This is a genomic window from Bacillus sp. FJAT-52991 (assembly GCF_037201805.1).
Classification (GTDB): Bacteria; Bacillota; Bacilli; order Bacillales; family Domibacillaceae; genus Bacillus_CE; species Bacillus_CE kandeliae.
Genome location: NZ_CP147404.1, coordinates 1799818 through 1824701 on the forward strand (window position 1 = coordinate 1799818; position 24884 = coordinate 1824701).

23 protein-coding genes and 1 other annotated feature are annotated in these 24884 nt (G+C 39.0%); of the genes, 10 read left to right on the top strand and 13 right to left on the bottom strand.

Annotation, left to right across the window (positions count from 1 at the left end; all coding sequences use genetic code 11):
- Positions 1-37 precede the first annotated feature (37 nt).
- Positions 38-283, bottom strand: a binding site (T-box leader).
- A 174-nt stretch (positions 284-457) separates the two neighbouring features.
- Positions 458-1687, top strand: coding sequence for an EAL and HDOD domain-containing protein (locus tag WDJ61_RS09140; protein WP_338754602.1), 1230 nt, complete (start codon positions 458-460; stop codon positions 1685-1687).
- Here WDJ61_RS09140 and panF read toward each other — a convergent pair whose 3' ends face one another.
- The 6 genes from panF to WDJ61_RS09170 all read right to left on the bottom strand — a co-directional run bounded on the left by panF (position 1688) and on the right by WDJ61_RS09170 (position 7601).
- On the bottom strand, positions 1688-3127 hold the full coding sequence (panF, locus tag WDJ61_RS09145; RefSeq protein ID WP_338754603.1) for a sodium/pantothenate symporter: 1440 nt from the start codon (positions 3125-3127) through the stop codon (positions 1688-1690).
- Entirely contained in the window at positions 3124-3396 is a 273-nt protein-coding gene (locus WDJ61_RS09150; RefSeq protein WP_338754605.1) for a YhdT family protein, read from the bottom strand. Before WDJ61_RS09150 ends, panF begins: the two co-directional genes overlap by 4 nt.
- 108 nt (positions 3397-3504) lie before the next feature.
- Entirely contained in the window at positions 3505-4263 is a 759-nt protein-coding gene (locus WDJ61_RS09155) for an alpha/beta hydrolase (RefSeq protein WP_338754607.1), read from the bottom strand.
- An 88-nt stretch (positions 4264-4351) separates the two neighbouring features.
- Complete coding sequence (gene thrB / locus WDJ61_RS09160; RefSeq protein ID WP_338754608.1) at positions 4352-5245, bottom strand: homoserine kinase; 894 nt, start codon at positions 5243-5245, stop codon at positions 4352-4354.
- Positions 5242-6303 (bottom strand): threonine synthase, encoded by a 1062-nt coding sequence (gene thrC, locus WDJ61_RS09165; protein ID WP_338754609.1) that lies wholly within the window; start codon positions 6301-6303, stop codon positions 5242-5244. Before thrC ends, thrB begins: the two co-directional genes overlap by 4 nt.
- Positions 6300-7601, bottom strand: coding sequence for a homoserine dehydrogenase (locus WDJ61_RS09170; protein WP_338754610.1), 1302 nt, complete (start codon positions 7599-7601; stop codon positions 6300-6302). The genes thrC and WDJ61_RS09170 overlap by 4 nt, the downstream gene beginning before the upstream one ends.
- Before the next feature lie 292 nt (positions 7602-7893).
- Here WDJ61_RS09170 and WDJ61_RS09175 point away from each other — a divergent pair, with 292 nt between their 5' ends.
- The 3 genes from WDJ61_RS09175 (at position 7894) to WDJ61_RS09185 (ending at position 10168) form a co-directional block, all read left to right on the top strand.
- Positions 7894-8349 (top strand): DUF3888 domain-containing protein, encoded by a 456-nt coding sequence (locus WDJ61_RS09175; RefSeq protein WP_338754611.1) that lies wholly within the window; start codon positions 7894-7896, stop codon positions 8347-8349.
- A gap of 105 nt (positions 8350-8454) precedes the next feature.
- Positions 8455-8676: a hypothetical protein gene (locus WDJ61_RS09180; protein WP_338754612.1), complete on the top strand. Its 222-nt coding sequence runs from the start codon at positions 8455-8457 to the stop codon at positions 8674-8676.
- Positions 8677-8995: 319 nt separating this feature from the next.
- On the top strand, positions 8996-10168 hold the full coding sequence (locus WDJ61_RS09185; protein WP_338754613.1) for a M20 family metallopeptidase: 1173 nt from the start codon (positions 8996-8998) through the stop codon (positions 10166-10168).
- A 299-nt stretch (positions 10169-10467) separates the two neighbouring features.
- Here the strand turns inward: WDJ61_RS09185 and WDJ61_RS09190 are convergent, their stop codons facing one another.
- Entirely contained in the window at positions 10468-11922 is a 1455-nt protein-coding gene (locus WDJ61_RS09190; RefSeq protein ID WP_338754614.1) for an N-acetylmuramoyl-L-alanine amidase, read from the bottom strand.
- Between the two features lie 203 nt (positions 11923-12125).
- Between WDJ61_RS09190 and WDJ61_RS09195 the strand changes: the two genes are divergently transcribed.
- On the top strand, positions 12126-12305 hold the full coding sequence (locus WDJ61_RS09195) for an H-type small acid-soluble spore protein (protein ID WP_338754615.1): 180 nt from the start codon (positions 12126-12128) through the stop codon (positions 12303-12305).
- Positions 12306-12355: 50 nt separating this feature from the next.
- Here WDJ61_RS09195 and WDJ61_RS09200 read toward each other — a convergent pair whose 3' ends face one another.
- Complete coding sequence (locus WDJ61_RS09200; RefSeq protein ID WP_338754616.1) at positions 12356-13159, bottom strand: ABC transporter permease; 804 nt, start codon at positions 13157-13159, stop codon at positions 12356-12358.
- Entirely contained in the window at positions 13137-13916 is a 780-nt protein-coding gene (locus tag WDJ61_RS09205) for an ABC transporter ATP-binding protein (protein ID WP_338754617.1), read from the bottom strand. Before WDJ61_RS09205 ends, WDJ61_RS09200 begins: the two co-directional genes overlap by 23 nt.
- Positions 13917-14049: 133 nt before the next feature.
- Here WDJ61_RS09205 and WDJ61_RS09210 point away from each other — a divergent pair, with 133 nt between their 5' ends.
- Positions 14050-15051: an ABC transporter substrate-binding protein gene (locus WDJ61_RS09210; protein WP_338754618.1), complete on the top strand. Its 1002-nt coding sequence runs from the start codon at positions 14050-14052 to the stop codon at positions 15049-15051.
- Between the two features lie 51 nt (positions 15052-15102).
- On the opposite strand, the gene WDJ61_RS09215 is transcribed toward WDJ61_RS09210, so the two are convergent.
- The 3 genes from WDJ61_RS09215 to WDJ61_RS09225 all read right to left on the bottom strand — a co-directional run bounded on the left by WDJ61_RS09215 (position 15103) and on the right by WDJ61_RS09225 (position 17655).
- Positions 15103-15837, bottom strand: coding sequence for a YqcI/YcgG family protein (locus WDJ61_RS09215; RefSeq protein ID WP_338754619.1), 735 nt, complete (start codon positions 15835-15837; stop codon positions 15103-15105).
- Between the two features lie 184 nt (positions 15838-16021).
- Positions 16022-17149 carry a CapA family protein gene (locus WDJ61_RS09220; protein WP_338754620.1) on the bottom strand — a complete coding sequence of 376 codons (1128 nt, stop codon included), beginning with the start codon at positions 17147-17149 and terminating at the stop codon, positions 16022-16024.
- A 179-nt stretch (positions 17150-17328) separates the two neighbouring features.
- Positions 17329-17655, bottom strand: a complete 327-nt coding sequence (locus WDJ61_RS09225; protein WP_338754622.1) for a transporter suffix domain-containing protein — start codon at positions 17653-17655, stop codon at positions 17329-17331.
- Positions 17656-17958: 303 nt separating this feature from the next.
- On the opposite strand from WDJ61_RS09225, the gene WDJ61_RS09230 reads away from it, so the two are divergent.
- Complete coding sequence (locus tag WDJ61_RS09230; RefSeq protein ID WP_338754624.1) at positions 17959-18963, top strand: polysaccharide deacetylase family protein; 1005 nt, start codon at positions 17959-17961, stop codon at positions 18961-18963.
- Between the two features lie 82 nt (positions 18964-19045).
- On the opposite strand, the gene WDJ61_RS09235 is transcribed toward WDJ61_RS09230, so the two are convergent.
- The gene (locus tag WDJ61_RS09235; RefSeq protein ID WP_338754626.1) at positions 19046-20713 is read right to left on the bottom strand and encodes a glycosyl hydrolase family 28-related protein; all 1668 of its coding nucleotides are present in this window, start codon (positions 20711-20713) and stop codon (positions 19046-19048) included.
- A gap of 213 nt (positions 20714-20926) precedes the next feature.
- Between WDJ61_RS09235 and WDJ61_RS09240 the strand changes: the two genes are divergently transcribed.
- The 3 genes from WDJ61_RS09240 to WDJ61_RS09250 are packed head-to-tail and all read left to right on the top strand — an operon-like array spanning position 20927 to position 24829.
- Positions 20927-21913, top strand: coding sequence for a glycosyltransferase family 2 protein (locus WDJ61_RS09240; RefSeq protein WP_338754628.1), 987 nt, complete (start codon positions 20927-20929; stop codon positions 21911-21913).
- Positions 21861-22250 carry a GtrA family protein gene (locus tag WDJ61_RS09245; RefSeq protein ID WP_413789074.1) on the top strand — a complete coding sequence of 130 codons (390 nt, stop codon included), beginning with the start codon at positions 21861-21863 and terminating at the stop codon, positions 22248-22250. The genes WDJ61_RS09240 and WDJ61_RS09245 overlap by 53 nt, the downstream gene beginning before the upstream one ends.
- The gene (locus tag WDJ61_RS09250; RefSeq protein WP_338754632.1) at positions 22247-24829 is read left to right on the top strand and encodes a YfhO family protein; all 2583 of its coding nucleotides are present in this window, start codon (positions 22247-22249) and stop codon (positions 24827-24829) included. Before WDJ61_RS09245 ends, WDJ61_RS09250 begins: the two co-directional genes overlap by 4 nt.
- The last annotated feature ends 55 nt before the right edge of the window (positions 24830-24884 follow it).

Genomic DNA, 24884 nt, shown 5'->3' on the forward strand with positions numbered 1-24884 from the left:
TTATTCCATATTAAAAAAACACAAAAAGACCCCCATCGCAAAGGACGGGAGCCGTGGTGCCACCTTTATTGATTGTTTTCACAATCCACTCTATCTGCATCGAAGCAAAACGCTTGAATGCATGTCTTTTGTAACGATAAGACATTCGCCAGAGCCTACTGCCAAAATGGGTTCGGTCTAGAAGCTCGGAAGGCCATTCACTGTCACTCTTGCACTGGTTTTCACCAACCACCAGCTCTCTGAAGCATTCATGACAACTACTCTTCTTCGTCAACGCTCATTTCATGTACGATCAAATTGTTGAAACAATCATATTACATACACATTTAGAAAGTCAACTATTTTCTCTAAAAAAAATCATCCAAAATTCTAGTTTACTCGGCATTATCTACAAAAAATGTATATCCTTAATATAAATTTAATAGTAAAATATACCTTATATAAGCGAGGTGTGTATATGACAGTTTATGTCGCTAGGCAACCAATATTTAACCGAAAAGAAGAAACGGTCGCCTATGAATTACTTTACCGCAATCAAAAAGGGCAAGTACTTGCAAATGTAACAGATGGCGATACAGCTACAATGGAACTATTAAAAAATAGCCTACTCAACATTGGGATCGATCGACTATCAGAAGGGAAGATGCTGTTTATTAACTTCACTGAAAATTTATTGTTGATTGACCCTCCTGCATTTTTAGAAAGGGATAAGATTGTCATTGAGATTTTAGAGGATGTCGAATCTTCTGAGAGACTCATTCAGTCTTGTCGAAAACTAAGAAAGAAAGGCTATACGCTTGCTCTTGATGATTATGTGTTACATGAAAGAAATAAAGAATTAGTCCCATTGGCTAACATTATCAAAGTCGATTTTTTGCAAACCCCAAGATTTGAACGCCAACGAATGATGAAAGAACTAAAACAATACAATCTTCTTTGGCTTGCTGAAAAAGTGGAGACGAGGGAACAGCTCCAACAAGCAATGGAAGAAGGTTTCTCTTTATTTCAAGGCTTTTTCTTTGCTAAGCCTGCCTTACTTAGTGCAGATTCTATACCAGAGTTCTCTAATAATTACTTAGTTATTTTGAATGAAGTGGCAGCTCCTTTACCAAGTATACAAAACATCGCTCGATTAATTGAAGGAGATTTATCGCTGTCTTACCAGCTACTTAAGCTATTAAATAAAACCGCTTTTATTCAGAGAGAGAAAGTCAAAACGATTCACCAGGCTATTATGCTGATTGGGTTAGAAGAATTAAAAAAATGGATTCTCTTTATTATGATAAATACGAATAAGCAAACATGTTCGGAAGAAATTATGCGAACATCTCTCGTTCGAGCAAAAACGCTTGAACAATTAGCTAGGAATTATTTCCCTGACCAACCAACTTCACAACTTTTTCTGCTCGGTATGCTCTCGATGATCGATGCTCTTTTAGGAAAACCGATGGAAAGTATCTTGCCTGAATTGCCAATAGATACAGAGATAAAAGAAGCCTTACTGTTAAAAGAAAATCATTTTTCTAAGGCTCTACTGTTAATAAGATCGTTAGAAGAAGCCAACTGGCCGTCAGCGAGTGACTTTTGCTCACAGCTGCAAATTGAAGAAGATATACTGTTCACTTCTTACAATCAAGCCATCCGATGGAGCGATCAATTATTACAAAAGAACACCGAGCTTAAATAATCAAGCTCGGTGTTCTTTTTGTTTCGCTGTAGTAAAAAATGTAACAACAATAAAAACAATGAATGAAATAATAATAGGCAAGACGACGGTATGCATCCCTAGCGCATTTGGATAAAAGGAATGGAACAAAATATAAGAGAGCATCCCTGAAATCATCGAAGCAACCGCACCTGCCCCGTTCGCTCTCTTCCAATACAACGCAAAAATCACCGGCCAAATAAAGACCGCTTCTAATCCACCAAACGAAAATAAATTTAACCAAATGATCAAATTAGGTGGATCTAATGCTACGAAAAAGACGATAATGCCAATAATAGTTGTTACCCATAAACTAAGCTTTTTGATCTTCTTTTCCTCTGCGTTTTTATTAATGAAATGTAAGTATAAATCCTTAATGATCGCTGAAGAAACGAGCAAAAGAAGAGAATCAACCGTCGACATAATTGCGGCCATTGGAGCAGCAAGCACAATCCCCGCCAGCCAATCAGGCATAATCGCCATGGCAAGCTCCGGCATCACCTTATCACCGACTGTAATCCCTGGAACGATCGCCCGAGCCATTACCCCAATTAAATGCATGCCTAGCATAATGATACCTACAACAATGGTTCCAATAATCAACGCTCGATGCATCGCCTTTGAGTTTTTATAACTCATCGCTCGAACGGTTACTTGCGGTAAACCAACGACACCCACACCTACTAAAATCCAAAACGAAGAGATATACAGAGGCGTTAAACTTTGATCATGCCCGTAAGGAGTTAATAGATTCGGATTTTCCTCCCGAAGCGTCCCCATAATATTTTCCATGCCACCACCAGCTTTTAAAGCAGCGATGAATAAAATCAGCGTGCCTCCAACCATGATAATCCCCTGGACCATATCGGTAATTGCTACGGCTCGAAACCCACCAATCACTACATAAATTAAGACAGAACCCGCAAAAATCATTAAAGCCGTCGTATACGAAAGACCGGTAATTGACTCCACTAACCGAGCGCCGCCAATCCACTGGGCAATCATCGCGGAAAATAAAAAGATAATAATACTAAGAGCGGCCAACACAACAACAAGCTGACTTTTATAGCGAGCATATAAAAAATCCACCAATGTGATTGCCTTATATTGCCGCGCCATAATGGCAAACTTCTTCCCTAAAATCATCAATACAAAATAGCCGGTCGCTACTTGACTCATCGCCAGGAGTACCCAAGCTAAACCATAGTTATAAGCTGCGCCAGGACCGCTTAAAAAGCTTGAGGCACTTCCGTATGTCGCCGCCATCGTCATCGCCAAGACAAATCCACCAAGTTCTCTGCTTCCTAGAAAGTATTCCTGGACAAACGAAGACGAGCTTTGCACATACTTAGACGCATAGACGCCGATACCAAAAATAATGATTAAAAATAATAACAAAGGTAAAATGACCGTCATATTCACAGCTGATCACCATCCTCATCAAAAGGCACGTCTTTAAATAGGACCTTCACTACAATGGTGACGAGCACAACCATCAATATAAACCCTACGACACAGCTATAAAAGAACCAAGCTGGTAAACCTAATATGTACGTATATTCTTCCACTGGTGCTGCGCCAAGCCCAAACGCAAAGCCATACCACCAAATGAAGTTAATGATGACTAAAATGACGCCAATCCAAGCCTCTTTTTTAGCGATCACAAAACGTGGATCTTGTTTGTTCTTCAATCTGTTTCCCCCTTTTTCTCTCTAAAACGATACCAACTACAGTCCCTTTTTTACCTTACGCTAAGGATCTTTAGGATGCAATACAGTTTTTTTGAAACAGGGAAAAATTCATTTCCATTGCTCGATAAATTCCACAAGTAATCGATTCAATTGTGCCGAGAATTTGGATGGGAGCTGATGAGTACCTTTCTTAATAAACACTACTCGGCTATTTGGAACCGTTCGATAATAATGACTGTACTTATGAACAATCGGTGATTTTCCTCCATACAGAGACAATACAGGTAACTGCCAGGAGGATAATTGATCGGTGAAATCACTCTGTAAAGATAATTCATAAAATCGTTTCCATATGAATCGATCCGCTTTCATCATCGATTGATACATCAATCGCTTCTCCTCTTGGCGCTCAAAGTGGCTATTAGAAATCATCTTTGCGAGCAAGGAAGGAGCCCTTTTTGTAAGCTGAATACCAGCCCGATGTTCAGCCTTGAATAGGAGGGCGTCCACTTTCGGATAGCCGCTAGCAAGGATCACCCCTTTCAATTTATCAGGATACGTAAGCGCATACTGCTGAACAATCGTTCCTCCTGCTGAATAGCCAAAAAGAAAGATTTTCTCTTCTTGAATCGCTGACTGAACCGCTGAAATATCTTCTAAAAAGCTATGCATATCACCTAATAAGGAAGATTCGCTATTGCCATGTCCGTTTAAATCAATCAAAATCATCCTCATTTCGGTTTTTAAAGGATACTGCTTAGAAAAAACAAACTGACTCATTCCAGGCGGGTGAACAAAAAGAACAGCAGGTCCTTCCCCTGCTGTTTCATAGTAAATTCGTCGGTTTTCGATTTCAGCATAAGGCAAGCGAGTCACACCCTTTCATTTTCTCTTAGTATGAGCCCTGTTTGCTAAGATATGCAAAAAAAGGAAAAGTCGAATAGACTTTTCCTTTTTACACATATTGAATACCGTTCTTCTCAATCTCTAACTGCTGAATATTACAGTCTTTAAACGATTGCCGGAAAATATCAGCTACCTTTTCCCCTTTGCCGACTGGGGCAAAGGTTAAAATGGTCGGGCCCGCCCCACTAATCACAGTCGCATAAACACCAACTTCTTTTGCTAGCTTTTTAGCATCTTTAAATTCTTTAATGAGCGCTGTCCGATAAGGTTCATGAAAAAGATCCTTTTCCATCATTTGACCAGCCAACGGATAGTTTTTGACAGATAAAGCAGCCAATAACACATTGGATACGGCACTAGCTTCAACTGCTTGCGCTCTTGTAAAAGAATCCGGAAGAACGCGCCGAGCATCCTCCGTTTTTAATTCATATGGAGGAATGATCACGACAAGATCCATCTCCGGTGCAGGCAGATGAACGATCTCCGCTGTCTCATCAAAGGAAACACCTGCGACCATGCCACCAAATATAGAAGCACCGATATTATCTGGATGCCCTTCAAATTGATTGCCAATAGTCAATTTCTCTTCTTTTGAAAGTTGCAAATTGGCGTAACGGTCAGCAATTTCTATGCCAGCCGCGATTGCTGCTGCACTGCTTCCTAAACCGCGAGCAAGCGGGATTTCACTTTCCATCACAATATGTAACGGTGGTAAGTCAGACCCGTACATATCGGCTGTCTTTTTCGCCACTTGATACACTAAATGGCTTTCGTCGTTTGGAAGTTCAGCTAAAATATCGGACCGATGTTCAAACGACCATGTGTCTGCTGGAGTTATATGAAGGGTTAAATAAAGATTAAAAGCAAGGCCGAGGGAATCAAACCCCGGCCCTAAGTTAGCCGTGCTAGCCGGCACCTTCATTGTCACAGGTGCTGCACTCATGCACGAACCACTCCTTCAATATAATCAAAGACTGCTTTCTCATCGTTCGGAAGCACAACCGGCTTTTTCGTAATGCGCTCGATCGCTGTTTGTGGATCTTTCAAGCCATTTCCAGTTAATACAGCCGCAATCGTTGCTCCAGCTGGAATGTCTCCAGATTTACGATGCTTGATGATTCCAGCGATTGATGCACAAGAAGCTGGCTCAGCAAAGATTCCTTCTTCTTTTGTGATCATTTCAAAGGCTTCTAAAATTTCAGCATCAGTGACTAAATCAATTTTACCGCCAGACTCATCGCGTGCTGCCACCGCTTTATCCCAGCTTGCTGGGTTACCGATACGAATCGCTGTCGCAATCGTTTCTGGTTGCTCAATGACCATGTCTTTCACGATCGCTGCCGCACCTTCCGCTTCAAAGCCATGCATTTTCGGAAGACCTGTGCCAAATTTTTCGTTGTACTCTTTAAAGCCTTTCCAGTAAGCTGTAATGTTTCCGGCATTTCCAACTGGGATCGCTAAAATATCAGGTGCTTTTCCTAATTGGTCACAAATTTCAAATGCCGCTGTTTTCTGCCCTTCAATTCGATAAGGATTCACGGAGTTTACTAATGTAATCGGTGAGTTTTCACTAATTTGACGCACCATTTTTAACGCTTCATCAAAGTTGCCTTCAATCGAAACAATCTCCGCACCGTACATCATCGCTTGAGCGAGCTTACCCATCGCAATTTTCCCTTCAGGAATAACGATGATCGCACGCATACCCGCACGAGCGGCATAAGCGGCCGCTGCGGCTGATGTATTTCCTGTTGAGGCACAAATGACCGTATTGCTGCCTTCTTCCTTCGCTTTCGCAACCGCCATCACCATGCCGCGATCTTTAAAGGAACCTGTTGGATTCGTGCCTTCTATTTTCACATAAATATTAACATCTAATTTTTTAGAAATATTCACAAGCGGAATTAGTGGTGTATTTCCTTCCATTAAAGACAACGCTGGTGTATTTTCTGTTACTGGTAAAAATTCTTTATATTTTTTAATTAAGCCTTCCCACATCATTTTGCACCTTCTCCTTCAACTCGGTAAAAACTTTCAAGTGATTGAACCACGCTTAAATCCTTCATTTGCTCTAATACATTTTGATAGTTTTCCATAGAAGCTTTATGTGTAACAATGACAATCTCTGCTACCCCTTCTTCTTCAAGCGGCAATTGAAGAATTTTTTCAAAGCTAATAGAGTTAGAAGAGAATAGCTTCGTTAACTCTGAAAAAGCGCCCACTTCATCGCGTACATGCAAACGAATGAAGTATTTCGCAAAACGCTCATTAGCTGTTTTCAATTGCTTTTTAAATTGTGGTGCTAGTGCACTATGTCCATTCACACCAAGACGCATATTTTTAACGACTGCGACCACATCGCTGACGATAGAAGTGGCTGTCGGAAGACTTCCGGCACCTGGCCCGTAAAACATCGTTTCTCCAACCGCCTTACCATATACATACACTGCATTATACTCATCATTTACGGAAGCAAGCGGGTGATCATTGGATAAAAATGTTGGTTGAACACTTACTTCTGCACGGGCCTCTTCTTGATCGGCATAACCAATCAATTTCATCGTATAACCAAGTGTGTTCCCATATTTTAAATCTGCTTTCGACACACTCGAAATGCCACTAACGGATACGTCATCAAGCTCAATATCCATCGAGAAGGCTAAGCGAGCTAAAATCGCCATTTTACGTGCCGCATCTAACCCTTCGACATCAGAAGTCGGGTCCGCTTCAGCAAATCCTAAATCTTGTGCATCTTTTAACGCCGTCTCATATGCTAAACCATCTTTAGTCATTTTCGTTAAAATAAAGTTTGTTGTCCCGTTGACAATCCCCATAATCTTTTGGATTTTATCCGATGCCAACCCATCAGCCAAACCTTTAATGATTGGAACACCGCCAGCGACACTTGCTTCATAGAATAAGTCACAGCCATTTTCTGCCGCCACTTTTTGCAATTCAGAGCCGTAAAGAGCGATTAAATCTTTATTCGCTGTTACGACTTGCTTCTTCCCATTTAAGGCATCAATTATATATTGGCGAGTTTCTTCTACTCCACCCATCACTTCTACGATTACATCAATTTCCGGATCATTCACTACTTCATATGGATCAGTTGTGAGGAGAGTTCGATCTAATTCCACATCACGAGATTTCTCGATGTTTTTAACTAACACTTTTTTAATAGATACGGGGCATCCCACTTGGTGAACAAGCTGTTCTTGATGATGCTGAATCATCTTTACTACCCCTGTTCCAACCGTACCTAATCCTAATAAGCCTACCTTTACATTGTCTTTCACTATTCCTCACCTCTGTGTATTTTTAAAGTGTACATTTGTTTTTGTATAGTAGACATTATATGCAAAATTAACATTTTTGACAACCTATTATTTCAGTAAAATAAAATATTTTGCTTTTTTCTAAATTTTATAGAAAGATCATTGAAGATTCAATCTATTTTTAACCAATTCTATTACTATCTTTCATAAAAAGAAGCGTTAGTTTATGCAAATGATAAGAAAAATTAGGTATTCATGATTAGACTTTTTTTGCGGAAAATATATTGAAAATAACTACTGGATGGTGATCATTATGAAAAGAATGATTTATATAGCTGTTTTTTCAACATTATTTTTCTTCCCTACAATACCATGTCATGCTGAACAAACTTATTATCAGCCTGCTGAAAAATCTAAAGAAGAACTTATGATGGACTTATTTCTATCTCTACTTTCCCCACATATTGATCAAACTGTTTTTAATTATTATTCTGATTTTCTTCTGAAAAGTCCTATGGTATACCCTTACCAAATAGATATAACCAGTATGAACAGGATTGGCGAATATCGTTCATTTGAATTTTTAGTTACCCTTGAAGTAACCCCAGTTGTCGGTCCGCATATTTCAGTTGGTAAAGACCAATTAATATTTTATATATCCCCAGGGATCGTTAAACTAAAAAAATTTAAACATTTAGAGACTTATGAGCTTCCTCCTCGTTGGCAACACATCATCAAGAAAAAGATCAGTATGTCACCCCTTTCATGACAACGAATCTCTATATCCCTCTGCAAAAAATGGAATTAATAAAATATTGAAAGGCGGACAATATATAAGCGTATCATGATTACTTTCAAAAAGGGGAAATGACAAATGGCACAACAATCACAAATTGATATTAATCCATTGAAGCAAGCGAAAGCGAATGTCACACTGACAGAACAATTATTAACACAAGCAATTGAAAAATCAGTCTCTGACGAAATTTTAGTACAAGAAGCACTTAAACAGGCTGTTACTGAAATTGCTCAAGCTCAAGCTGCCGTCAGTCAAGTACAAAGTGCCATGCAAACTCAAGCAAAATCAAAAGCTTAATCATTTCATCCTGCCCCTTTCAAAAAAAGTGTAGGATAACCTTCTCCTCTTTCTATGTGAAAAATCCAACAGGTACCTAACCTGTTGGATTTTTCATCTTATTTTTTTGTGACCTCCATAAAATAAAGTGAACCTTCAATCAGTGGAGGTTTTCTTCATCCCCCACTTACATCCCTGCGCTCCTTCTGCCATGTTGAGTTGGGGGTCTTACAGCCCGTTAATGCGGGATAAATAAGAAAATTCTAAAACTCCCATCATATAAGAAGGTCATTCCATGGGTCGTCTAGAAAAAATAGAGATATAGAAAAGAGGGATACATATGGAGAAATTATATTCATTATTAGAGCAGCATTATGAGGAAATGATCTCGATTCGCCGTTATTTGCATGAACATCCAGAGCTATCGTTCCAAGAAGTGAAAACCCCTGCTTATATTGCTGACTATCATCGCCAGTTAGGCCATGAAGTAAAGGAGAAAGTTGGCGGCCGTGGAGTCGTCGCGACACTTCGAGGAGAAAAGCCGGGAAAAACCGTTGCTTTACGAGCTGATTTTGATGCCCTTGCCATTCAAGAAGCGAATGATATTCCTTACAAATCGAAAGTGGATGGTGTCATGCATGCCTGTGGCCACGACGGTCACACCGCTACTTTATTAGTGCTAGCAAAAGTACTCAATCAATTGAAGGATGAACTGGAAGGCACGATTGTTTTTATTCATCAGCATGCAGAAGAGGTCAGCCCAGGTGGTGCGATTGCGATGATTGAGGACGGCTGTTTAGAGGGGGTCGATGTCATCTTTGGCACCCATTTATGGGCGACGGAACCAACGGGGAATATGATGATTAAAAGTGGTCCGATTATGGCCGCGGCCGATGAATTTGAAGTAACGATCCAAGGAAAAGGTGGGCATGGGGCGGAACCTCATATAACAAAGGATGCCATCGTTATCGGTTCTCAATTTGTCATGAATGTCCAACAAATTGTGTCACGACGGATCAATCCGCTCTATCCAGCTGTGATATCCATTGGACATTTCGAAGCGTTAAATCCCTTTAATGTCATTGCTGATACGGCTGTTTTAAAAGGAACCGTTCGCACATTTGATGAAGAAGCAAGAAGCATGATTGAACAAGAACTTGAAAAGGTGTTACAGGCTGCTTGTTTGGCGATTGATGCGACCTATCAATTTAAGTATAAACATGGATATCCAGCCGTAAGAAATCATCAAGAAGAGACCGATTTTTTAGTGGAAATAGCGAAACATATTAAGGAGATAAAAAAAGCGCGTGAATGTGAGCCTCTGATGGCGGGAGAAGATTTCTCCTATTACTTGCAGCATGTGAAGGGAGCATTTTTCTTTATAGGTGCTTGTGATCCGCAATGGACAGAGATCTATCCTCATCATCATCCGAAGTTTAATATTGATGAACAAGCTCTTCTCATTGCAGCTAAAACATTAGGAGTGGCGACGATTCAATACTTACAAAAATGATAAAGTGAAACTTCAATCAGTGGGGGTTTTCTTTATCCCCCACTGATAAAAGAAGAACAAAGGCTAAGAGCGCAACGTCCTGTTGCAACGCCTTTGTAACCTGCATCGTGCAGGCCCGAACGGATCGGGCGTTTACGGGCTGTTGCCCCCTACCTACATGCCTGTGCTCCTTCTGCCATGTTGAGGTGGGGGGTCTTACAGCCCGTTAATGCGGGATCAACTGCTAGCCTTTTATCAGTATGCTGCTTTCATTCAAAAAACACCAGAAAGGCATTGAACCTTTCTGGTGTTTCTATTTTTTATTTCCCTACTTGATAAAGGGCTTTTACATTGTAACCTTTAGCAGCGTAGTAGTCTAATACGCCATCGTAAATCGCTTTGGCCATGATGTCTTGCCAATAATCTGATTTTAACATGTCATTTTCTTTCTTATTCGTAATAAACCCTAGTTCAACTAAAGCAGCAGGCATTTTATTATGGGTTAATACACCTAAATTTCTGCCTAGTTGTTCTGTACTCTTAATTTTACGATCTCTTGTTTTTATTGCAGCAACTAAACGATTTTGAATTTTCGATGCTAACAACTTACTATCTGCCACGTAAGGATTTCCTGCAGCAGCATGGTAAATCGTTTCTGTTCCGTTTGCTGAAGAAGAGCTCGCTGCGTTCGCATGGATACTCACAAATGTATTACCTTTATTATTGATGGCATACGATACGCGATCATTAATGGAAATGAAACGGTCATCGGAGCGAGTCATTTTCACCTTAAATGGGGTTTGTTTAAATAATTCATTCATTTTCAAGCTTGTTGCTAACACGACATCCTTTTCTTTTAGTCCAAAGCCAATAGCTCCAGGGTCTTTTCCTCCATGACCAGGATCAATAATAATCGTTTGATTCTTTAAGCGTGGATCGACATTGCCTAGATCTGGTTTCTCTTTGTCTCCGTCTGGATTATTGCTTCCTTCTGCCGGACTGTCTTTTAAATAACTCGTACTCACGAATCCGACGATATCACCGGATTTTACGTATGTCCACCCACCTACTTCATGAGCGGTTAGCACCTTTTCGTTCGCCTGAACTTTTCCGTTAATGGAGTAAGCAGTTGATGGACCAGAACGAATGTTTAAATCATTCGTTTTAGACCAACGTGTTTTATCGAACTGCATAGAATTTTTCAAACGAAATTCTGGTTGAATCGCACGAGCTAGGAACACAGCGAAATCTACTCGACTAAGGATCTCATCGGAACCAAACGTACCATCCGCCATCCCATTGGCGATCCCGCGAGACATTAACGCTTGTTCTGCCCCATTCATTGAACCATCAAATGGATAGCCAAATGCTTTTGTAATCATAAGAGCCATTTCACCGCGAGTGACGGCCTGATTCGGTAAAAATAATCCGTTTCCGTTCCCAGAAATAATTCCTTTATCTACCACAGATTGAATATAACCTGAAGCGAAACTGCTAGCAGGAACGTCTTTAAACTCCGTTGGGCGTTGCTTGCCATCCAGCTGTAGTGCTCGTCCAATAAAGGTAGCTGCTTCCATTTTGGTTACTGTCTTATTTGCTCCAAAAACAGTTGGTGAAGAACCTTTAGCAATTCCTCCTTCAGCTAAAAAATTGACTTCCTTCAATGCCCGACTTGGCACATCCACAAAGCCTGCCGCTTGAGCTGTCTTATTTACTCCAAATAGAGAAATAATTAAGGAAAATACCAAAGCGGCAATAAATGAACTTCTTTTCACTACTCTTCCTCCATTCTCAATAAATAACGAGTTTTCTAGACTTATACATTTATTATTTTACAGATATTTTTTTTCTTTGCTATGTTTTCGGTTATTTTGTAATATTTCCGTTACATTTGTCATTTTTCGAAATATATAATAGCGAATGATTTTCTTCTTGTTGGTCATAATAAAATGAGGTGATACAGAAGGAGGTACGAAGCATGAATTCACAACGAGCAACAGAAATTACCGCTTCACCTGAAATGGTTCATGTCACGTATAATGGCGTGCCGATCTACATTCAAGATGTAGACGCGAAAAGTGAAACAGCAAGAATTTATCCGCTCGATCATCCTGAAAAAGAGCAAACCGTTCCTTTGCAAAGCTTGCTGGAGCAATAGAATCAAAAAGAGACCGTCTCATAAGTAGTTGAGACGGTCTCTTTTCCATATTATCTCTCTCGGATCAGCTTTCGTTCAAGCAGATCGACAAGCTGGTACATGATTGTTGCTAACATGGCAATAATCACAAGACTGAGCAGGACGAGCGTAAAGTTAAACACTTGGAAGCCATAAATGATCATATAGCCAAGCCCTTGTTTAGAAACGAGGAATTCACCGACAATCACCCCTACCCAGGCAAGCCCAACATTTACTTTTAACGTGGAGATGATCGTAGGAAAGCTTGCGGGTAACACCGCCTCTTTAAAACAATGAAAGGTCGAGCCGCCAAATGTTTGAATGACTTTCATATAGTTTGGTTCTACATTTTTAAAGGCAGAATAAATCACAATCGTTGTAATGATCACAGTAATTAAAATACCCATGCCCAAAATCGATTTAAAATTTGGACCAAGAGTCACAATTAAGATCGGACCAAGGGCAATTTTTGGCATCGCATTTAAAATCACTAAGTAAGGGTCTAATACTTTAGAAAGAAAAGGATTCCACCATAATACAGCAGCAAGCAATGTTCCAAATAATGTTCCAAATAAAAACCCAAAGATCGTTTCAAACAGCGTGATGCCAACATGAGAAAATAGGCTGCCATCTCCCACTTTTTCGATCAATAAGACAGATATTTGTTTAGGAGAGCTGAATAATAACGGATTGATCCACTCTTGTCTAGAAGCGATTTCCCATAAAGCGATAAACACAACAAACATCAATAATTGAACGGCTCTTACCTGGCGCTTTTCTGTTTTTATTTGTTGAAGGTATTCTTCATACGACTTATTGACTTTCCTTTTGTTCAATGCGCTCCAACTCCTCCCATATTTGTTGGAACAACACCGAGTACTCTTGATGTTGTCTAGCAGCAAACGGATGAATGTTTCTTAATACTTCAGGGACGAGAAAAATCCGTTCAATTCGCCCAGGGTTTTTAGAAAAGAGAATGATTTTTTCACTCATGGCAATCGCTTCGCCAATATCATGCGTCACGAGAATAGCAGTTTTATTTCGTTCAAGCAGCATTTTAGAGACAAGATTTTCAAGCTTTAGTTTCGTCTTATAATCGAGTGCAGAAAAGGGTTCATCCAGCAATAAAACTTTCGGGTCGGTAGCCAGTGTGCGAACAAATGCTACGCGTTGACGCATTCCTCCTGAAAGCTGACTTGGATATTGATCGATGACATGTTCTAACCCCACTTCTTTCAATAGTGACAACGTATATGCCTTATGCGATTCTTCCTTCATTCCTCTTAGCTTTAATCCAAGAAAAATATTTTCTTTCACTGTTTTCCACGGAAATAAATAGTCTTGCTGCAGCATATACCCAATTTTCGGATGAGGTCCCTCAATGGGCTCCCCGTTTAAAGTGACGATGCCTGTTGTCGGAGTTAACAGACCTGAAATGATCGATAACATCGTCGTTTTTCCACAGCCACTTGGACCAAGAAAAGAAATGAACTCCCCTTCTTCTACAGCTAAATGAATATTTTGTAATGCTCTCGTCGTTGATTGTTTTGAAAAGTATGTTTGACTGACAGAGTGCAGCTTTAAAAGGACCACAACAAATCCCCCCTTATCTATTCAATATATTAATGAAAGATAAAAGGGTGAATTTCGTGGACAAAACAATTTATGATTCCCCCTTTCATATATATAGAAAGATAAAAACCCGTTCTTCGAGGAGGGAATTAAGATGAAAAAGGTATCCTTTTTACTAATCGCTTTAGTCGTAGCGGCTGTTGGCTTTTTCAGTGGGTGCTCCCCTGCAAAAGAGCCTAAAAAAATGGAGACCATTCGCATTGCTGAAGTCACAAGATCGATTTTTTATGCCCCACAATATGTGGCGATTGAAAAGGGATTTTTTAAAGAAGAGGGAATTACGATTGATTTAAAAACAACTTGGGGCGGCGACAAAACGATGACGAATTTATTATCTAATAGTGCAGATGTCGCTCTCGTTGGCAGTGAAACTTCGATTTATGTGGAAGCTCAAGGAGCGAAAGATCGCGTCATTAACTTTGCCCAACTAACACAAACAGATGGAACGTTTCTTGTCGCGAGAAAAAAGCCTGATTATTTCTCATGGGAACAATTAAAAGGGAGTACCTTTTTAGGGCAAAGAAAAGGAGGCATGCCGCAAATGGCTGGTGAATTCACCCTAAAAAAACACGGCATTGATCCACATAAAGATGTAAAACTCATTCAAAATATTGATTTCGCTAATATTTCAAGCGCTTATGCTTCCGGAACAGGAGATTATGTACAATTATTTGAGCCACAGGCAAGCCTCTTTGAGCAAGAAGGCATTGGGCATATTGTTGCTTCCTTTGGGAAAGAGTCGGGGAAACTTCCATATACAACCTTTATGGCAAAAGAGAGCTATATGAAGAAACATAATGAGACGCTAGAACGCTTTACGAAAGCAATCTATAAAGGGCAGCTATTTGTAGATACACATTCAGCGGAAGAAATAGCGAAAATTATTGCCCCTTATTTTGATGATACGTCTGAAGAACTGATGGCTACAGTTGTGGAGCGTTATAAATCGCAAAATAGCTTTGCTACAAATCCACTTTTAGATGAGGAGGAATGGAACAATCTTCAAACGATTATGAAAAACGCGGGTGAGCTTCCACAAAAGGTCGATTATTCTACATTAGTGAATAAAGATTTAGCAACAAAAGCGATGAAATAACAAATAAAAGGCTTTCCGTTATCAGGCTATCGCCCTTCGGAAAGCCTTCGATTATTCTTTCGGTTGAAACGGACATTTTCCTATAATCGGTACGCTATCATCACCTATAAAATATTGCTTCCACTCCCGATGCTCGGGATCGCCGTAATGACTAATGTTTGGATGCTTCGGTAGTCGATCCCATTTTTCTACACGTGCTCGTACCTTTTCTCTCAAGAGTTTTCCATTGATAGACGTTCCTTCTAACCCATCAAAGATTCGTCTTGGCTGAAACCCAAGCACAAGACTATTGCCTAAATCTCTCGTTTTCCTCTGCTTATAGGCGGGAGCATTCCCGAAAACGAAAAATGGCTCTCCTGCGAAAGAAAAGGCCCATAAAGGATGATCTGGATCTTTTGGATAGTCCGCTGGCCACGGTTTTGTATCCACTTCATGCAAATACTGTAACACCGCCCAAAAATAATCCCGATAATAAGTCAGCGACCTCTCTTCTTCTTCTGGTTCCACAAATAAGAAAAAGCCATGACGTACGAGGGGCTGTTCTGAATGAAATAAAGCGATGAACGACTCCAAAGTTTGTGGCAAGCTCGACCAATCATCGTGCGTAATATAAGAATAACGCAGCTCCCCTTTTGTCTCCGCTGTCATGCCAAATGTACATGGAAAGGTTCGATCTGTTACCACTCGCTGAAAATGGTGATATTCTTCCATCATCCATTTGGGTACGAGAGCGTCATTCATCATTTCTTCCTTTGTTCGTAGTAAATGTTGTGTGGAAATACGCATATCTCTCCCTCCAACGTATAAGATCAACTATTGATAATAATGCTGCTCTATCATTTCTATTAGTCAAAACAGAAAAACATGCAAATAAAGTAAAACTTCAATCAGTGGGAGTCTTACAGCCCGTTTATGCGGGATACATATTTAAAAAGACGTTTCCACATGATCGTGAAACGTCTTTTCTCCATTACTGCACTTCATATTTTGTCCAATCAGACCCTTGAATCTGGTTGGATACATCGATGATTTTATTCTTGACCCTTACTGCTTCGTCCCCTGTTAATAATTTAGGCTGATAATTATTTCTGTCAGGTACAGAAGAAATTGAAAATGGGATGACCTTGATTTCTTTTTTGTCGGTTAATTGACCATCTGTTAAATGGAATGTTTGTTGGAACACATACGTATCCTTATCGCTTGGATTTCTGTTTCCTCCAAACATAAAGTTGCCCAGACTGTAGACAATAAATTTTCCTTTGTATTCTTCAATGCCTTGGACCACGTGAGGATGATGACCAAGAATTAAGTCAGCACCGTTATCAATCGCAAAGTGGGCCAATGTTTGCTGCGACGATGTAGGCACATATTGCCGTTCAACTCCCCAGTGAAAATGAACTAGAACAATCTCTGCTCCTTGGTTCTTGACCTCTTCAATCCCTGCCTTGACTTTAGCTCGTGTTTCCTCGGTATCATCCCAGCCCTCATATCCAAGAACGCCGATCTTTACACCTTTAACCGTGGTCACATATGTATTTTCATAACCGAAATAACCAATCTTATTCTTTTTTAATGTAGCGATGGTATCGTCATATCCCTTTTGCAAGTAATCAAATGTATGATTATTCGCTAAATTGACCGATTCAATGCCCGCTAACTGTAGAATTTCAACGTAAGAAGGATCTCCTTTAAATCGAAACTTCTTTACCGCTTTTTCAGTCGCATTCGTCAATGGTCCTTCTAAATTGACGGTGGATAAGTCATCTTGTTTAAACACATCCCCTAACTCAGCAGTAAAATAAGGCAGACCATTTTTCTGCGCTTCATCAGGAAACGACCCTGCGTATGTAAAACTTTCATCCGTTCCTAACGTGAAATCTCCTGCGGCACTGATTTTAATCGTTGTTTGTACCGGCTCATTTTTAGAAACCTCAACAGCATCAGACTTTTCTTTATTTTCCGTCTCTTCGGTATAGGATTTATCTGGTTTGATCGTCAAATTATAAACAATAAGTGCTGCGATGAATACACACAAAACGATAAGTACATTCCGAACAGGCCTTTTCAGCCGTCTACGTTTTTTTCTTCGCCTCTCCATTCCTTACACCTCCCTTTTTATTAAAATTAGCTATACTATATTATTATAAACCTTTTTGGCAGTCAATCTACTAAAAAAGAAAAAACCACCTTAAAAAGAAAATCAGCACAACGTTTAGTAAATGAAATTCTCATTTTATGCCAAACGTTCGTAAAGTCTTCTTAAATAAGATAGCTTCTTTATTCCCTTCTTCTTTTCCACTTTCGAATACTTTTTGACGATCGGAATTTCATAGCCGCTTCTTTCCCAACAAGCAACAACCCTAGCCAAAAAACGATTTCTGCACAGATGAGTGATCCGGTAATTAACGTTGCTTTCATGGCCGTGCTGAAAGATAGGAAAGGGATAATGAAGGGGAAAATCCAAAAGACAGCTGATCCAACGATTAAGACCATACCCATTTTATAAAAAAGTGGATGTGTTTGTTTCTTCGATTCACTCATAATATCTTCCTCCCAAAGTAAGCTTGTTTGAATAAATATAGGCAAAAACAAGCCATTTTTCAATCCACCCCCTTTTCCGCAAATCTTCTTAACTAAGAACATCTTCAAAGTTATTTCTCTCTTTTTTATTATATAACTCCTATACTAGAAAATTTAGGACTTGGATACATTTTTGATATAAATGTAATTATAATTTTACAAATGTAATTATAATTTTACAAATGTAATTATATAGTGTAAGATAGTTCCTGTACTTGATTGTAATTTGGGATTAATTAGGTGAAAATATATCTTTATTGTGATTTAATGGTAATAGCGTTTAAAATAACACCATTATTTTAAACTTAATTTGAAAGGAGTATAGTTTTGAAGAAAAAAGTTATTGTCAGTATTTTTAGCGGAACCACTATTATTCTATTACTTTTGTTTTCAAACGTGTTAGCCAACAATAATAGATTAATAGAAAATCAAGAGATTGAAAGTGAAACCATTAGTGAAAAACCAAGCATTGAGCCTACCCATCGTGAAGAACATCAAACAAATCCTACAACTCATTCTAATCAACAAGAAGAGCAACATATCAATTCTAACAAAAATTCTCTACTTCCAAAGATTCCTGTGTTTATGTATCATCATTTCGATAAAAACATTCAAAATGGAGTTATTGCTGATCCAGCAATATTTGAAGAACAAATGAGGCTTTTAAAAGAAAATGGATATACCACATTAACGACACAAGACGTCATAGATATTAAAAATGGGAAGTTAAGCATGCCGCAAAAACCCATTATGATTACTATAGATGATGGGTATGAAAGTAACTATACTTATGTGTATCCTATTTTGAAAAAATTCAATATGAAAGCAACCATATTTATTATTACTGACTATATTGAAAATCCACAGAACCACCCTAGCGAATATCCTAAAATGAACTGGGAACAAATACAAGAAATGAGTGATAGTGGGTTAGTGCTATTCCAAGCTCACACAGATATTCTACACACAAAATATTCCAGTCTGCTAAAACCGATGGTAGTAAACGGTGAAGTGGAAACATATGAACAATATGAACAACGCGTCTTCAACGATGTTGTTAAATGTAAAAACATTTTAGAAAGTCGCCTTGGAAAGCCAGTAACTGCTTTTTCTTATCCAAATGGGCTTTACAGCTCAAGTTCCGAAGAAATCATCAAAAAAGCAGGCTATGAAATGACTGTGGTTACAGAACCAGGATTGCTAGATCTCCAAAAAGATGACTCATTGTACTTAGTCAAACGTATAAATATTCACGGAAAAGCCTCAGCGGACTCTATTTTGACAAAGATCGCTGAGATGGAAGCTAAAGAACGATACAAAGTCATCGATTAATAAATTTTACAAAAATATAAAAATTTATACATATTGATAGAAAGACAACAGCTGATTTTTCAAGAATCAGCTGTTGTCTTTATTAATTGGATTTTTTCATATACGCTTTGTCATAACCTGTTGCGGTAAACTCTTCCAATTCAATATTCTCGCTAGCTAAGCTACAGCCGCAAACTCCATGGACATTTATAGCTAGGACATGTCGAATAAGCATCTGTTGAATACCAGGTCCGACTGTCAAGCCATTGGCAGCTGAGTTCTTGATATATACATGACAAATTCGCACATCATCCGCTTTTTGTTCCCCGCCAAAAACTTTAATATCACTGCTGGCTGTTTTAAAGCCTTGAATTTTCACATGGTTTAGCGACACATTTCGCGAACGGTATTGCACCGCGATCATAGGCTGGCTTTGATAATCATAATCTGGGTCCCCAATGGCGTGAAACTGATGAATGACCACATTTTTGTAAGCAGAGACGACCAGCGCCCGCGGATTGGAGTCACGGTATAAGTCCGTTCGAACAGGAGCAATTGCCACAATTCGTGAAGCAGTAATGTTATATGCTGTTTTTGATTCTGGGTCCTGTTTACTATGATGACCGATATGGCGAAAATTGAAGGAACGGTTGTCATTGATTGATAGATGACCAACAATATGAACATTTGTAGCCGCTGAAGAATTATGATGTGCTTTCACTTCTACTCCGCCAAAACAGCGTGCCGTCGAATTATTAACAAGCAGCACGTTTTGTGATCCATCATCCACTTCAATTCCATTAGAGTTTGAAAATCCTTTTTTATGTGCTTTTCCACTAGGATCACACATATGAGAATTGGAGATCAATATGTAGTCACTATGATGAGTTGTAATTCCGTCATCTCCAAATCCATAGCCATTTAAGCCATCAAGCCAAATATACTTACTGCCCCCACGTGCCCGATAGCCATCACCAGAATAATTGTACAGAGTAGATGATACATCAAAACAATGAAGCCCTGGATTGATCGCTTCTACATTTTTAACCCAGCCATAAGTGACGTTGGCATACGTTAAACAGCTCGAGCGATTGCCTCCTACACTTGTTCTTTCCACTTCTCCAAGCCGCTCAACATGCCAATCGAGACTCATCTCTTGCACAAACACATGATGATTCCCTTTCTTATGATCCATATTCGTCACCAACCAGCTACTTTTAGGAGCATCTTGATGCAGTTTCAGTATCGTTTGGCCTTTGCCTTCACCAACGAGCCAAGTCCAGGATGGCAATTGAATACCTTTGACGATAAATGTTCCTGCTGGGACGATGACTTTCACTTTCCCTTTACCAATTGCTCGTTGGAATGCTTTTGTACAATCGGTTTTTCCATCCCCTACTGCACCAAATTCTGTCACATGCACTTGGCGAACTTTCTTCTGAAGGTGAAGAAAGTGTTGATCCAATTGCCCCTTCCAATCCGGGGATACCTTTCCTTGACCATCTATTGTCATGTCCACATCTCTCGGTGACTCCCCCTTCTCCTTCGGCATAAAGATTCCGATCAAAAAGGACTTCACTTGCTCCAATAAATGAGCAAATGACCAAATGCGACGTTTGGGCTGAAGGTTCGGTCGAGGATAACGATGCTTATACTTATTGAACAAAGACATCGTTTCTTCCACCACTTTGTTAGTTGGTCGATCAAAAAATGAATCAATAAGTTGCTCATTTTGATAAGGATTGTGCTTGTTACTTAATTCAATTTTCATGTTTATTCGCCTCTCTTTCTGATTAAAATAGATACAAAGGTGATGTGAAAAAATAAAGCAATATTTGTATCTTTCTGTAAATTAATATTAATATAAATATGAATTTTCAAAAAACACGCGATTTTTTCTGTAGCTACCTCTACACTAGAAAACCTAGCTAGAAGGAATAGAACGATTCCCGTCAAATATACAATAAAGTAGGTGTCTGTCGATATGAATCAGGTCTCAATCATCATTCCATCCTTCAATGAAGAAGAAAACATTGCATTGATTTATGAAAGTATCAAAAAAGAATTCACTGCTCTGGCCTATGATTTTGAAATTGTATTTGTTAATGATGCTAGTACAGATCGAACATTGAAACAAATCAAACTGCTTTCTGGTAAATCATCGAAAGTAAAGTATATTTCATTCTCTCGAAACTTCGGAAAGGAAGCGGCTATTTTCGCTGGCTTGCAGCACGTGAGCGGGAAAGCAGTCATCATTATGGATGCTGATTTACAACATCCTCCTCATTTGATTCCTTCACTGATTCAAGGATGGGAAGAAGGATATGATCAAGTGATTGCACGCCGAAATCGAAAAGGGGAACATCCCCTTCGAGCGGTTCTTTCCTCCACATATTACTGCCTAATTAACAAAGTTGTTGATGTCAAACTTGAAGATGGCGTTGGCGATTTTCGATTGCTTAGTGAACGAGCAATTACAGCCGTCTTATCATTAAACGAAGGGCAACGTTTTTCAAAAGGGCTATTTTCCTGGATTGGCATGGAACAAAAAATCATTGATTACGAAAACGTTCTGCGCAAAAATGGGCAAACGAAATGGTCTTTTGGTAAATTAATGAATTATGGATTAGATGGATTAGTCTCCTTTAATAACCGTCCGCTCCGTTTGTGCTTTTATTCAGGTGCGCTGATTCTTTGCCTGTCTGTTTTATATAGTATCATCACTTTTGTCCAAATATTAAAGACTGGGATTGCTGTACCAGGCTACTTCACCATCATTACGGCTGTTCTACTTCTTGGTGGGATTCAATTGTTAAGTCTTGGTGTGATTGGCGAATATATTGGCCGTATTTACTATGAAACAAAGAAACGGCCCCCATTCTTAATTCAAGAAACAAATATTAGAAATGGAGTCGCTTATGAGAAAAACCGGCCAAGAATTTATCAAATTCGCCATTATCGGGGGAATTAATACCTTTCATTACTATGCCGTCTACTTACTGCTTCATTCCTTATTGAACCAGAATTATATGCTGTCCCATGTAGTGGCCTTTGGGACTAGCTTAGTTATTTCTTTCTTCTTAAATTGTTACTTTACGTTTCAAGTGAAACCGACGTTATCAAAGTTTTTAATCTTTCCCCTGTCCCAATTGTTCAATTTTTGTATCACCTCCTTTTTCATGTATGTATTTATTGAATATTTACATATTAGCAGTACCATTACGCCGATTCTTGTTCTATTTTTGTCGGTGCCGGTGACATTTATCGTTACAGGAAAAATATTAAAAAAAGAGAGTGTCAATGCATGAAGAAAAAATCAATAGGGCTCCTTATACTTATCAGTCTGCTTGTATCAGCAGCTGCTCACTTTTTTTTCCTTCAAGAATCGTTAGATGGAAGATACATGCTGGGTCCAAATGATGGGTTATCTCAAATACTGCCGTTTAAGCAATTTATTTATGATCACTACACGGAAGGAAATTTCTTCTATTCTTTTCGTTTTGGCTTAGGTGGAGGATTTTATAGTCAGCTTGCCTATTACTTCTCCACATCCATTATATTCTTTCTCACCATCATCATTGTGTTTCTGCTTGAAATGTTTCAAGTGATTGACCCACCTGATATAAAGTTTTGGGCTGACGCAGCTATATGGGTGAGTATCGTCCGATTAAGCTTGATTTTATCTATCACAACTTGGGTCTTCCGTTATTTACAAATTGAAAAGACAGCGGCGTTTACTGGTGCAGTCGTGTACGGCCTATCTGTTATGTATTTTCGTCATGTTGTTTTTTGGGAATTTTTTTCTGATGCAATGCTTTGGATTCCACTGCTCGTCATTGCTACGGAAAAAATCATTCGAGAGGGTACACCGGCATGGTTTATATTCACCGTATCTCTCATGCTATTTAATAATTTTTATTTTTCTTACATTAATTTGTTTTTCTTAGCCATGTATATTGTTTTTCGCTGGATGATTCCTTTAACAGCCAATGAACGAGGAAAAATCGAACAGTGCAAGCTTTTTATTACCTCTGGTTTGATTAGTTTTTGTCTTAGTGCGATTTCTTTTATTCCTGCGGCCTACGGTTTCTTTAATAATCATCGTCCGCCTTATGAAGCAGAAATTCCTGTTTTTGCTGCAGTTGACCAGCCATTATTTGCGAGTCGTTATATTATTCTTCCAGCTATGTTTATTTTATTTATATGGATTATATCGCTTTATAAGCACTCATTGTTTCGCCTGTTCGCGTATCTCAGTTTTCTCTTGATCCTGCTACACTATAGTCCGATCGCCGGAAGTGCATTCAATGGCTTTTCCGCTCCGCAATACCGCTTTGAATATTTATTATCATTTACCGTTGCCGGTTGCATCGCTGTTGGCTTACATCATTTGAAAAGCGTCTATTTTAAAGAGATTGTACTAGCTGTGATCGCCTCACTGACTGTTTACTCGATCGGTTCCGCCTTTATCGACCCCATGATGTCAGTTGCAAGCGTAAAGAACATAATTTTCACTCTATTATTGATGACGGCGTTACTGCTTGTGCTTTATCGTTGGAAGACATCGATTGTCTTTTTACGTTGTTTGCAAGGATGGTTAATCATATCTAGCTTACTCATCGTCAATATCTATCAATTTACTTTATCGGAGAATGCCGGAGTAAAAAAAGTGTCGAAAGACTTCCTAGAAAGCGCTTCCTATAATAGTGTCGAGCAACAGCAATTAATGAATCACATTCAACAAGCAACCAAAAAACCTTTTGAAAGAATTGACTGGATGATTCCGACCCGGAATAATACCCCCATTGTTCAAAGGTTTTATGGCACGAGCTTGTATTCTAGCATTTTAAATCAGGAATTATTGTTTTTTTATTGGCATGATTTGCAAATTGATATGGGGAGAGAAAGTGTCAGCCGCTATGCTACGTTAGGCAATCGTTCAAATTTACATAGTTTATTGCAAACAAATTTTTGGGTGCGACCGAAAGAACAGGAAGCGAACATTCCTTATGGTTTTCAAAAATTTTCAGAAACAAAAAATTATGTAGCTTATAAAAATACCTTGCCTCTTCCATTTGCTCGTACAACAAAGAGTGTCTTTAGTGAAAAGGATTTACAACAAGGCTCTGTGCTGGATCGTGAGCATGCGATGCTTCAAGGTATCGTGTTAAAAGATGAAACGATTCCTCATCAATCTTGGAATGCTCCCGTCAAAAATCGTATCAACCAAGCATCCATTGAAGCGATAGGAGGAACGTATCAAAATCAAAAACTATCTGTTCAAGAAACAGTCGGAGGAATTGATATCATTCCTAAAGAGCCTAATCAAAATACCGTTGATTATTATCTCGGCTTTCATATTCAAAATATCGATGGTTTACCTTTTGAGTTAAAAGTCAATGATTACAAAACCACCCGTAAAGCTTTCGATTCCATCTATAAAACAAATGTCAATGATCTAATGATTCGAGTGCCAAAGGATGAAAAAATATCGATTCGGGTGCCAAAAGGAAATTACGTGGTGAAATCGATTACTTTATTTGAAGAAGATTATCAAGTGCTTGAAGAAGTCGTAAACAAAGATGTCCAATCGCCTACAGTAAATATAAATAGAAACAAAGTAACGATCGATTACAACAACCAAACAGGGGAACGATTTATGGCCTTACCGATCCCTTTTGAAAAAGGATGGAAGTTACAAATCAATGGCAAGAAACAACCGATATACGAAGCGAATTATGCGTTTACTGGGATCGCTCTTCAACAAGGAAAGAACAACATTGAATTAGCGTACACTCCCCCCTTCTTTTCCTTTTCATGCATACTGTTTCTTATTGGTTTAGTTAGTGCTTATTATGTATGTAACACAAAAAGAGACTGTCATTAAGGAATAACCCTTAGTGACAGTCTCTTTTTTGACGTATTTGCGGCGAAAAACCATC

Bases quoted from the DNA above. Each gene is read 5' to 3' on its own strand.
- WDJ61_RS09215 (WP_338754619.1), bottom strand. From the start codon at position 15,837: ATGCGTATTTCCACACAACATTTACTACGAACAAAGGAAGAAATGATG.
- WDJ61_RS09245 (WP_413789074.1), top strand. From the start codon at position 21,861: ATGAGAAAAACCGGCCAAGAATTTATCAAATTCGCCATTATCGGGGGA.
- WDJ61_RS09185 (WP_338754613.1), top strand. From the start codon at position 8,996: ATGGAGAAATTATATTCATTATTAGAGCAGCATTATGAGGAAATGATC.
- WDJ61_RS09140 (WP_338754602.1), top strand. From the start codon at position 458: ATGACAGTTTATGTCGCTAGGCAACCAATATTTAACCGAAAAGAAGAA.
- WDJ61_RS09210 (WP_338754618.1), top strand. From the start codon at position 14,050: ATGAAAAAGGTATCCTTTTTACTAATCGCTTTAGTCGTAGCGGCTGTT.
- WDJ61_RS09195 (WP_338754615.1), top strand. From the start codon at position 12,126: ATGAATTCACAACGAGCAACAGAAATTACCGCTTCACCTGAAATGGTT.
- thrC (WP_338754609.1), bottom strand. From the start codon at position 6,303: ATGATGTGGGAAGGCTTAATTAAAAAATATAAAGAATTTTTACCAGTA.
- WDJ61_RS09235 (WP_338754626.1), bottom strand. From the start codon at position 20,713: ATGAAAATTGAATTAAGTAACAAGCACAATCCTTATCAAAATGAGCAA.
- WDJ61_RS09240 (WP_338754628.1), top strand. From the start codon at position 20,927: ATGAATCAGGTCTCAATCATCATTCCATCCTTCAATGAAGAAGAAAAC.
- WDJ61_RS09175 (WP_338754611.1), top strand. From the start codon at position 7,894: ATGAAAAGAATGATTTATATAGCTGTTTTTTCAACATTATTTTTCTTC.
- WDJ61_RS09220 (WP_338754620.1), bottom strand. From the start codon at position 17,149: ATGGAGAGGCGAAGAAAAAAACGTAGACGGCTGAAAAGGCCTGTTCGG.
- WDJ61_RS09180 (WP_338754612.1), top strand. From the start codon at position 8,455: ATGGCACAACAATCACAAATTGATATTAATCCATTGAAGCAAGCGAAA.
- thrB (WP_338754608.1), bottom strand. From the start codon at position 5,245: ATGAGTGCAGCACCTGTGACAATGAAGGTGCCGGCTAGCACGGCTAAC.
- WDJ61_RS09250 (WP_338754632.1), top strand. From the start codon at position 22,247: ATGAAGAAAAAATCAATAGGGCTCCTTATACTTATCAGTCTGCTTGTA.